We start from the raw sequence: 9,840 nt of genomic DNA, 5'->3' as shown, positions 1-9,840 counted from the left end.
TTCCAAACAAAAAGAACCGCGCATCAGCACGGTTCTATAACATTTGATAAACTGGCTCGATTCGGAGCCGGCCCGTACACCGCGTCGTCAAAGTAAACGAGAATAGGTGTACGGTTAGCGGCGGCTTCGTATAGGTCGCGCGTTGTGATTAACGGGGTCATTATTTTTCTCCTACTAACGCAAACTCTCCGGACGAAGTGTTTCCAATATCGTAGTTTTTTATCGTGAGGTAAACGCTAGAGTCGTCCCATGACGGCATTGGATCTCCAGCACTGGTCGTATAACGTGTCTTTACCGCTTTGATAATTTCGGCACTCTTAGCACGTAACTCGCGATCAGAAAGATCAAACGAGCCTTTCCCTTTGTAAAGGAGCGACATTTGCGGCTGGGTATTTAGATCGATGGATGCTACTAGTTTATTACCGTCTAGCATAGAGAGATTAATTTTCTCAACTGTGAAATCATCTGTAACTACTCCGCCTTCGATTTCATGCTGTATAGCAACGATAAATAAATTCTTCGCGAGTGCTACCGTCTTCTCATCGATCGCCTTTATCTTTGAGGCGTCCCTTTTTAGAGACTCTGTTTCTTTAGTTAGTGAGTTGATTTTTGCAATTTGATCATTAATAACCTTTTGCTGAGTTTCATATCGTTTATTGTTGTTTAGACTTGTGCTGTAAAGAAACCCTATTCCGATGAGTGAAATGACGACTAACGATAGTGTAAGAATAAATAATGGATGACTAATTAGTGGTTTTTGCACTACTTTCTCAACCGCATAGGGTTGAGGGGGTTGTACTTCTGCCTGTGGTTCGGCATGATTCTCCATTATGAACGACCCTCCGCGATTTTAATAAGTGCAAAGTCTATTAATTCGACAATTATCGCCCAAATCCTTCCAAGTTAAAAAGAGCCCGCCAATATCGGTGAGCTCTTTCTCAACGTAACCTCACACGGACACACAGCGCTACCCCGCGTTCGTACGTCCAGACGTAAGTAAACGTTCGGCCCCCGCAACAAAATCCACGCAATAAACCTCCGCTAAGCAAAGCCGCGATGTGACGTATCCCCCTACGTTACTTTGACGGAATAGGACACTCCCTGTGTCCATACCTTGCGCGAGGTTATTCGTGCGTGATTTCGATGATAATGCGTATTTGACACATATTGCGCAACAGATGGGAGGAATACACGCATGTCAGTACCAAGAATACAGCATTACCTCTGAAGTAACTTGGATTTCAAATGCACGGGCTAGGTACGCATTCAATGGATTCCCCCCTGCTGCTACTTCGTCTGCGTGGTAACGTTTCTATTTTCTTTTCAGTGTATTGGGCTTGTACAAGACTATTATTTTCATAAACCAAAATAAGTCGCGGTACTCCAAACATAACTCCTTCAAAGGTTAATTTGCTCACATACTCTTTCTTCTCAATTCCAGGAGGGGAGTCAGCGCTTATATCATATCCAATGCTACCCATAACGCTTTTCACTTCATCCTTGCTCATACCAACAAACAATTTGGAAGTCTGTTCTTCACGGTATATTGGCTTCCCGTTTAAATACTTGACGTACCTGAAATAGTCAATCGTTGAGAATATAGACAAAATGAGCGCGATACTTAAGAGCGTTAAAGAAAACCCTTTAATATGCTCTATTATTTTCAATGATTATACCTCCATGAGATTTTTTTCTAGTATTTTACACTGAAAAACAATGTCCGACAATATTTTCCTAGGGAGTCGAAATAGAAGTTACTGCGTAGTTCGTAGATAATGCGTAGAGATAATAATTAACGAAGGAGTTGACGCAAAATGAACGTAGTATTAACGCGAACAAACGCAAAAAGTCCGCGAATGTCATCGTCGGTAAACGTAGACTTATCCTCACAGTCAAACCGCGGGAGCTTTATACTGCTGACGGGATTTATCGTAATAATCTGCTCGCCCGCTAAGAAGTTGAATATCGTCCGAAGTGTCCGGAGTCGCAGCGCGATTGTATAAGGCGCCAACGTAACGCCGGGAACTGTCCGTTCCGGTATCTCGCATATCCTCCGATTTCTTCGTGCCATAAAACAAGTCGAACGCTTCTTGTAACCGATATCCTACTGTGGATAACGTCGGTCGCGTTGATCGATTACCCTTGACTACGGACTTACCTTTACGCGGGTCCATACGAAAAAACCTCCTCGATAAAATCGTAGGAGATTCGGGTAAATTATGTCCGGCGGTTATGCGATGGGCACGTTTCAGATCGTGTGCCTTACGAATATGCTTAGCGTTACATTCAACGCTGACAACCGTTGATATTACGGAAAAGGTAGTAGCGTGGCGGCCCCGAGAGGACTTGAACCTCCGACCTGCGGTTTAGGAAACCGTCGCTCTATCCGCTGAGCTACGGAGCCACAATGGTTATCATTATAACATAAAGCTTGGAGCAAACAATAGAACTTGGCGAAACATTATGGTAACATCAAAGTGTGTTTTGCGGAAAGAAATGGGGTGCCCAAGACTTGGCGACGAATATTAGGGATGTGGCTAAAGCCGCGGGGGTGTCGGTTGCGACCGTATCCAAAGTGTTGAATGGCTATACGACCGTTAATGCGAATACTAAGGAAAGAGTGCTGCAATTCGTAAAGGAGCTGCAGTTCCGCCCGAACTCCGCCGCTCGTTCTCTGGTTGGACGACGTTCGATGACGATCGGGATTTTCTTGACCGCGGGATTGGCCCATCCGTTCTTCATACAAATATTATCCGGGATGGAGCAAGCGCTCAAGTCCAAGGGTTATGATCTTATCTATCTTGCACAGCTTTCGTGGAATAAAGAATATAGCTTCGTTCGCCACTGCCAGAGCCGTAATGTCGAAGGCGTCGTCGTGTTCGGCTTTCAGCATGAGGACATGAACTTCAACGAATTAGTGGAGTCCGGAATTCCTGCGTTATTCATAGATCTAGATGTCAGGGAAAAACGAGCGGGGTTCATTAGCTCGGATAATCAAGAAGCCGTGAAGCGGGTCGTCGATTATTTAGTCGGTCTGAATCACCGTCATATTTCGTTCATATCCGGGAATAAGGATTCCTATGCGAGCCGTTATCGTCTCGAAGGCTATCGGGCCGGTTTGGCGGACGCTGAACTTCCTTATCGCGACGATTACGTCGCGGAGGGGGATTACACGAGAGAAGCGGGATACGATGCGATGAACAGGCTTCTCGCACTGTCCGAGCCGCCGACCGCGGTCGTCTGTTGCTCGGATATGAGTGCGGTCGGGGCGATGGAAGCGATAGCGGAAGCGGGATTATCGGTGCCGGAGGATATCTCCATTGTCGGCTTCGATGACATTGAGATTGCGAGTCTTGTTAGACCGGCCTTAACGACGGTACGGCAAGATCGGATTACGATCGGCAGAAAATCCATTGAGCTGCTGGATGAGCTTATTAACGATTCGGAACTCCGGCCGACGGAAACAATCGTGCCAACGGAGTTCATCATTCGCGATTCTTGCGGTCCGGCAAAGCCGAAACCGTGAAAAAATAAAAGGTGATCCCGAAACAAAGCCGAAACAGGCTCCAGGGATCACCTTATTTTATTACCTTCCTAAGCTTCCTCGCGTAATTCCTCAAGCAGATTCGCTTTTTCCATTCTGCGAAGGGGGCCTTGAACGGATAGCAATCCAACGAGAAGCGCGGCTCCGCTGGCGATTAAGGAAGCTTGCCATGGGAATTCATACGGGAAGCCTTGAACACTCGATAATTGCAGGTAGAGTAAGTAACTGCAACCGAAACCGAGCACAATGCCCCAGAAGCTGCCGATGACCCCGAACCATAAGCCTTCGGCGGAAGCCATCCGGCGTATTTGTCCCATCGTCATACCGACGGCTTGCAACAGTCCGATTTCTCTGCGTCTTAGCAGCAGATTAGTCTGGACAGTGTTGATGATGTTCAAGCTCCCGATCACTCCGATGATGATTAAAAAACCATATACGAAAATTTGCATTTGAAGATTGAAATTACGAGTCCCCTTCTGTTCCTCTGCGATATCGATCAAGCTCGTTCCGGGGATTTCGCGCACCATTTCCTGTAGTTTCACACGAACCGGCTGTGCATCGGCCTGATCCTTCAAGGCAATGTCCACACCGATTCGCGAAGCATGATAGAAAGACGGTGGATACTGTTCGGGAGCCGTCTCGAGTAAGCTTGCGAAGGTCGGCTTGGCGGTAATGACGGTCAGCATGCTTCCTTCATAGGGAGAGCCGAAAGGCGATTGCGTCAGAATTCCGGCCACCTTTACTTCGCGCACAAGCTTCTTTTCGGAGTCTTGATCGGAATTGAGCCATAGCTTTATTTTATCCCCCACCTTATACCCCGTGAGCGGCATAATCACCTTTTTCCCATTCCGGTTATAAGGCTTAATGGTTTGAACCAGAAGAACGCCGTCTTCGCCGGCTAGCAGATCCGGATCAATAGACCCCGATTGCAAGTAGTTCTGCGCTTCCTGCAGCCTTGCGTCATCATATAGCACTATACGCGTCGCTAACAGTTTGTACGTTTTTTCATCCCATTCCGTCTGCTGATTTTCCATGTCCGTTTGCTTGGCGATGTCGGAATTAAACTCCTGATCGTTGACTAGAGCTTGCGCGGTGGCATTCCGGTACGTTCCGTATACGCCATGCACTCCGGGTAACCGGCGAAGCTCCTGCATCATCTCATCCGTTAGAAAATCGGCAGATTGCCTGGACTGATCGGATTCGGAGGACGATATTTGGTTGAGCTGGAACGCGATGCGGTCATCCTCGTTCGTCGTTGTCGTCATGCTCAGCGCTTGCTGGGTAAAATAGTGGAAAACGATGAATAGCAAGATGCTTATAACGATAGAAAAGGTCGTAATCCGAAACTTCGTACGGTTGCGGCGGATGTTATTCGAAGCCATGCGGCCTTCTACACCGGCAAGGTTAAGCAAGGACGGGATTCGTGAGCGCCTGTACGATTCCCTGACGATACTGCCAGCGCCTTTCGCGGCTTCTACCGGAGACACGCTCGATGCTTTGCGGGCAGGAAGCCATGCCGCCAAATATACGGCCGCGAAGCCGATGACGAAGCTTCCGCCCATGATCCACCAATGGAAAGTGAGGTGGAACTGGTCCATCATCATGATCTTAAGGCCGCCTTGGGTCATGAGCCACAGTACGAATGACATCCCGAACCATCCGATGGCCAAACCAAGCGGAACGCCAACGGCAGCTAGCGCGGTCGCTTCGCGAAAGACAAGGTTGCGGATTTGTCCCGGAGTCGCGCCGAGAGTACGCAGCAGTCCGAACTGCCGAATTCTCTCTAATACGGCAATATGGAACGCATTATAGATAACGGCAATAGTCGAGAGAACGACTAGACCGATCAAGGTTCCGAAGATGATCGCCAGTGCCTTATTCAGCCCGTTGTCTGCGGCTTCTCCCATGAGTGCCAAGAGCTGTTCGTTCGTAAATAAACTGTCGTTCAGCTTCGTAAAAGCCTCTATTTGTCTGTTGATATCTACGCCTGGCTTCAAAGTAAGAACGATAAGCGATTGCGAATTCACCGTTAAGGTTGCGGGGTCTGCGAGAGTATAAGCTTTGGAGCTGCCGCTAAGCTGACTACGTTTCTCATTACTTAGCACGCCCACGATCCGATAGGAGCGGGGCTTCCCGTCCGGGCCGTCGAGTTCTGTCGTTCCGTTAAGCTGGGGTAACCCGGGGAGCCGATCCAAGAGCCAAGTTTCAACAACCAATTCGTCCGTCGACTGAGGCAATCGCCCTTCGCTAAGGTGAATGGGAAGTAGCTTAAAGCCGTTCTCGTCCACGTGTCCAACCTCGACGGAGTAGGGCTTTTCTAGCGAGGTGGTGATACCTGGCCGGTATACGCCTAACTGATCGACAAGCACATTGTTCTTGAGCGTATCGTATAATTCGGGAGTTGGCTTGCTATAGCCGAAGTAAAACGATCCTTCCTTATGCTTGGTATCCAGTAGAAGATTGTCTTTCAACGCTTGCCCCATCGTCCCGAGCGAGCTAATTAACGCGACGGATAGAATGATGCCGACAATGGTCAGAATCGATTTCCGGCGCTGATGTTTCAAATATCGTCCGGCCATTGCGCCATAGCTTCTCATACGAGCCTCCCTTGGCTGCTCGTGTCGCTAATGAGCTTGCCGTCTTGCAGGTTCAGGACGCGATCCGCTTCCGCGGCTACGTTCATATCATGGGTAATGACGACAACCGTCTGATGGTATTGATGGACTGCCAGCTTAAGCAGATCAATGACTTCCCGTCCGTTGGCGCTATCCAGATTACCCGTCGGCTCGTCTGCTAGCACGATAGCCGGGCGGTACGCTAGGGCGCGGCCAATTGCCACCCTTTGCTGCTGTCCTCCGGACAATTCGGAAGGCAGATGCTTTCGGCGCTCATGCAGCCCTAATGTGTGAATAAGGTCGTTGATATAGGCTTTGTCAGGCTGCCGGTGATCGAGCAGTAGCGGGAGCTGGATGTTCTCTTCCACGTTCAAGACGGGAATGAGATTATACGATTGGAATATAAACCCGATCTTCCGTCTACGAAAAACCGCGCGTTCTTTCTCTTTAAGCCCGTACAGATTATCGCCGTCGATGTGGACATATCCGCCGCTTGGCTTGTCGAGGCCGCCTAGTAAGTGAAGCAGTGTACTCTTCCCGGAGCCGCTTGCTCCGACAACCGCGACGAATTGTCCCTGCGGAATCGAGAAAGATACGTCGTGCAGAGCTTTAACCTGCGTCGTTCCTGTTCCGTAAGATTTACTTAATCCGTCAACGCTAATGACGTTCATGTATCATTCTACCTCCGATTATGGGTGTCTTGAGAAGGCATGGGAAATTCGGCCGTTCTCTGTCTCAACGAACCCAGTATATCGCGGCAACCTTACAGGCAAGGGGGGTGCAAGCTTACAGTTCTGTAAGCTCCCCTGATGGGACCGGGAATGGATGCTGAGGCAACGAGAGATGGAACATCATACCCCCGATCGGATTGACGGCGGCGGATAACACTCCGCCGTGCTTCTCGACGATGGATTTGGCCAATGGCAATCCAAGGCCGACTCCGCTTCCTTCTGAAGAGTTGCGATAGAACTTTTTGAAAATATGGGGCAAATGCCGAGGATCGATGCCGTTCCCTTGATCCTTTACTTGCACGCGCACGAACACGGGGGTATTCTCCCAACTAATCGACACGGTGCCGCCGATGGGGCTATGCTCTACGGCATTCTTAAATAAATTCGCCAGTGCCTCCGCCAACCAATGGCTATCATGGGGGACGATCAATCCCCGATCGGAATCCTCTATGCGAAGGGTGACTTTTTTGCTCACTGCTAAGGGGGAGATCAAATGAACTGCATGTTGGATCGTCTCGGCGAGGTTAGTATCCCGCAAGCTCATTTGCAACGCATCCGCCTCTAAGCGGGCAAGCTTGAGCAACGTAAGGGTTAGCCACTCCATACGGTCAAGCTCGCGCTTGCAAGTGCGCAGAAACTCGGCGGCGTGTTCGGCGTCGGCTTGACCGGCCTGCAACAGATCGATGTAGATCATTAATGAAGCGAGAGGAGTCTTGAGCTGATGGGAGATGTCGGCGACCGTATCCTTAAGGAATGCTTTATCCCGATGTAGCTGCTCGATCGTTTCCCTTAGGCGAATTGTCAGCTCCTGGGCGCTGTTAGCTAGAAGTCCAAGCTCCCCTTCGTCATACATTCGATAAGCCATCGGTCGATTATGCTTCACGGTATCCTCCATAGCGACCGCTAAACTACGGATTTCCCCTAGTTGTCGGCGGATTACGCGGAACAGCAGCCAAGTAAGCAGGGCAATAAATGTAGTAGCCGCTCCTATGAGGATCCAGAACGTACGAAACCGGTAATTCCCAAGTACCGGTAGCCAGCTAGTCTCCATTGCAGACGGGGTCATCCCGTAGCGTTCCATGATTCGCCGACCTTCCGCAATGGCTTCCGGAGAGGGCTCGTCCGCCTGGGAAAGCTGCTTTAGCCAATCCGTGGCTAATTCGGGGTGATCTTGAGCTAGGCTCCCCAGCATGGCGGCTTCCTTGTCTAGCCAATCTTGCTTGAGCTTGTCGGCGGAGAAGTAGCTGTATAAGGCAATGAAAATGACGACTGCAATCGCGAGGATGGCTATAGAAAGGGAGAGTCTGCGTATAGATGGATTACGCCATAGCCGGGCGACCTCGAGCTTAGGGTCCGCTATCCGTTCCATCGGTATCCGGCTCCTCTTACGGTAGTGATGAACTGAGGATTGTACGGGTCCTCTTCGATCTTCTCCCGTAACCTGCGTATATTGACGGCAACGGTATTATCGTCAAGCACCTCTGTCCCGTCCGGCCATACTTGGAGAATGATTTGATCCCTAGATAATACGGATCGCGGATGAGTCATGAACAAGGTGAGCAACCTAAACTCCGTGATGCTGAGAAGGATTTCTTGCCCGTTCTTATCCAGACGCATCTCCTCTACATTTAAACTCAAACCGTTGGATGCGAGCATCGTTTTATCATCCGTTTTGCCGGAGGGCGCGCGGCGTCTCAACACGGCATGAACCCGCGACAAAAATTCCCTTAGCCGGAAAGGCTTCGTAATATAATCATCACCGCCAAGATCGAGTCCGCGGACAATGTCGAATTCCTGATCGCTGGCCGTTAGGAATATAATAGGGGTATCTCGATCCTTGCGAACCTCCGTGCAGAAGTCGAATCCGTTCCCGTCGGGAAGCTGCACGTCCAGCAGCAGGAGATGAATATCGGTATGTTGGAGGACAGTTCTAGCGCCAGCCAGATCATGTGCGCTATAGACTTGGAACCCTTCTTGCTGAAGCGTAAACTGAATTCCCCGGTGTAACGATTCGTCGTCTTCGACTAATAGTATTCGCGTGTTCAAGCTGAGAAGCCCCCCTCCGAAAATCGTTCAAATCTGTAAAAATAAGCGCAAAGTATTGGGTCTTAGGAACCAATTTTGTCGGAAAAAAAATTAAAAATGGCGTCTTCTCATCGACATGGTTCTACATAAAAATGGATAATTTTGTCCTATAATGAGAATAGTTCGATTTTCCTATCGTTGTATGACGAAAAATTATGTAAAGAAGGAGCGGTCAGATGACTCACTTGGAGACTTCACAATTGATAAGACGCCTCCAATTGCTACAACGTCGTCTGTGTGAAATGGCTAACGACCTGGGCAATCTGACCGATCCAGAAATCGTGGCGGTTAGTGAGGAAGCGGATCGTCTTATCATTCAGCTACAACGTTTACGTAAAGAAGAGGCCGAGAATCGCAAGATGGCGAATATGTACGATGTTGCCGTTCTATCGGCTTCGCAATCTACGGAAGAAATTAGTAAGCAAAGCGGAGCATTCCTCGTGAAGCACTCCTGATGTCCATGGCGAAACATGGTTGAAGCGGGAATCCTGTAACAAATCCATCAACGTGCCCACGCAGCCTGCTTTCGGATCGGATGCGCCGTATACGACGCGTTCAACCCGTGATTGAAGAATCGCACCCGCACACATCGGACAAGGTTCAAGCGTTACATATAAAGTGCATCCTAGCAATCGCCAAGCTTGCAGAGCTTCACTAGCATTCCGGATGGCAATCAACTCGGCGTGAGCCGTCGGATCATGATCTCTTTCGCGCAGATTATAACCGGTTCCGACAATCGTATCGTTGCGAACGATGACTGCGCCGATAGGTACTTCTCCTAATGATTCGGCGATGCGAGCCTGATGGATGGCTTCTTTCATCCACCGCTCATCTTGTTCCATTGACATTATTTCTACTCCTTACC

General features: G+C 49.3%; 10 protein-coding genes and 1 tRNA gene. 2 read left to right on the top strand and 9 right to left on the bottom strand.

Going from position 1 to position 9,840, the window contains the following annotated elements; genetic code table 11:
• Positions 1 to 160 precede the first annotated feature (160 nt).
• The 4 genes from L3D05_RS24100 to L3D05_RS24085 form a co-directional block, all read right to left on the bottom strand.
• Positions 161 to 829 (bottom strand): hypothetical protein, encoded by a 669-nt coding sequence (locus L3D05_RS24100; RefSeq protein WP_239618936.1) that lies wholly within the window; start codon positions 827 to 829, stop codon positions 161 to 163.
• Between the two features lie 412 nt (positions 830 to 1,241).
• The gene (locus tag L3D05_RS24095) at positions 1,242 to 1,667 is read right to left on the bottom strand and encodes a hypothetical protein (protein ID WP_239618935.1); all 426 of its coding nucleotides are present in this window, start codon (positions 1,665 to 1,667) and stop codon (positions 1,242 to 1,244) included.
• Between the two features lie 225 nt (positions 1,668 to 1,892).
• Positions 1,893 to 2,174 (bottom strand): hypothetical protein, encoded by a 282-nt coding sequence (locus tag L3D05_RS24090; RefSeq protein ID WP_239618934.1) that lies wholly within the window; start codon positions 2,172 to 2,174, stop codon positions 1,893 to 1,895.
• A gap of 154 nt (positions 2,175 to 2,328) precedes the next feature.
• A tRNA-Arg gene (locus tag L3D05_RS24085) sits at positions 2,329 to 2,404 on the bottom strand.
• A 108-nt stretch (positions 2,405 to 2,512) separates the two neighbouring features.
• Between L3D05_RS24085 and L3D05_RS24080 the strand changes: the two genes are divergently transcribed.
• Positions 2,513 to 3,526: a LacI family DNA-binding transcriptional regulator gene (locus tag L3D05_RS24080; RefSeq protein WP_239618933.1), complete on the top strand. Its 1,014-nt coding sequence runs from the start codon at positions 2,513 to 2,515 to the stop codon at positions 3,524 to 3,526.
• 68 nt (positions 3,527 to 3,594) lie between these two features.
• Here the strand turns inward: L3D05_RS24080 and L3D05_RS24075 are convergent, their stop codons facing one another.
• The 4 genes from L3D05_RS24075 to L3D05_RS24060 all read right to left on the bottom strand — a co-directional run bounded on the left by L3D05_RS24075 (position 3,595) and on the right by L3D05_RS24060 (position 8,936).
• Positions 3,595 to 6,141: an ABC transporter permease gene (locus L3D05_RS24075; RefSeq protein WP_239618932.1), complete on the bottom strand. Its 2,547-nt coding sequence runs from the start codon at positions 6,139 to 6,141 to the stop codon at positions 3,595 to 3,597.
• Positions 6,138 to 6,830, bottom strand: a complete 693-nt coding sequence (locus L3D05_RS24070; protein WP_239618931.1) for an ABC transporter ATP-binding protein — start codon at positions 6,828 to 6,830, stop codon at positions 6,138 to 6,140. Before L3D05_RS24070 ends, L3D05_RS24075 begins: the two co-directional genes overlap by 4 nt.
• Positions 6,831 to 6,945: 115 nt before the next feature.
• Positions 6,946 to 8,259, bottom strand: a complete 1,314-nt coding sequence (locus tag L3D05_RS24065) for a sensor histidine kinase (protein ID WP_239618930.1) — start codon at positions 8,257 to 8,259, stop codon at positions 6,946 to 6,948.
• A complete protein-coding gene (locus L3D05_RS24060) occupies positions 8,247 to 8,936 on the bottom strand; it encodes a response regulator transcription factor (protein ID WP_239618929.1) in 690 nt (229 codons plus the stop codon). The genes L3D05_RS24065 and L3D05_RS24060 overlap by 13 nt, the downstream gene beginning before the upstream one ends.
• Positions 8,937 to 9,175: 239 nt before the next feature.
• Here L3D05_RS24060 and L3D05_RS24055 point away from each other — a divergent pair, with 239 nt between their 5' ends.
• On the top strand, positions 9,176 to 9,430 hold the full coding sequence (locus L3D05_RS24055) for a Spo0E family sporulation regulatory protein-aspartic acid phosphatase (protein WP_239618928.1): 255 nt from the start codon (positions 9,176 to 9,178) through the stop codon (positions 9,428 to 9,430).
• Here the strand turns inward: L3D05_RS24055 and tadA are convergent.
• A complete protein-coding gene (gene tadA, locus L3D05_RS24050) occupies positions 9,362 to 9,817 on the bottom strand; it encodes a tRNA adenosine(34) deaminase TadA (RefSeq protein WP_239618937.1) in 456 nt (151 codons plus the stop codon). The two genes, L3D05_RS24055 and tadA, sit on opposite strands and share 69 nt — an antisense overlap.
• Between the last annotated feature and the right edge of the window lie 23 nt (positions 9,818 to 9,840).

It is taken from the genome of Cohnella mopanensis, from assembly GCF_022352055.1.
GTDB lineage: Bacteria > Bacillota > Bacilli > Paenibacillales > Paenibacillaceae > Cohnella > Cohnella mopanensis.
The sequence above is the reverse complement of the archived record's forward strand: the minus strand, read 5'-3'. Positions and strand labels throughout refer to the sequence as shown.

Excerpts from the sequence above, each read along its gene's own strand:
- L3D05_RS24100 (WP_239618936.1), bottom strand. The coding sequence starts at position 829 with ATGGAGAATCATGCCGAACCACAGGCAGAAGTACAACCCCCTCAACCC.
- L3D05_RS24090 (WP_239618934.1), bottom strand. The coding sequence starts at position 2,174 with ATGGACCCGCGTAAAGGTAAGTCCGTAGTCAAGGGTAATCGATCAACG.
- L3D05_RS24075 (WP_239618932.1), bottom strand. The coding sequence starts at position 6,141 with ATGAGAAGCTATGGCGCAATGGCCGGACGATATTTGAAACATCAGCGC.
- L3D05_RS24070 (WP_239618931.1), bottom strand. The coding sequence starts at position 6,830 with ATGAACGTCATTAGCGTTGACGGATTAAGTAAATCTTACGGAACAGGA.
- L3D05_RS24065 (WP_239618930.1), bottom strand. The coding sequence starts at position 8,259 with ATGGAACGGATAGCGGACCCTAAGCTCGAGGTCGCCCGGCTATGGCGT.
- tadA (WP_239618937.1), bottom strand. The coding sequence starts at position 9,817 with ATGGAACAAGATGAGCGGTGGATGAAAGAAGCCATCCATCAGGCTCGC.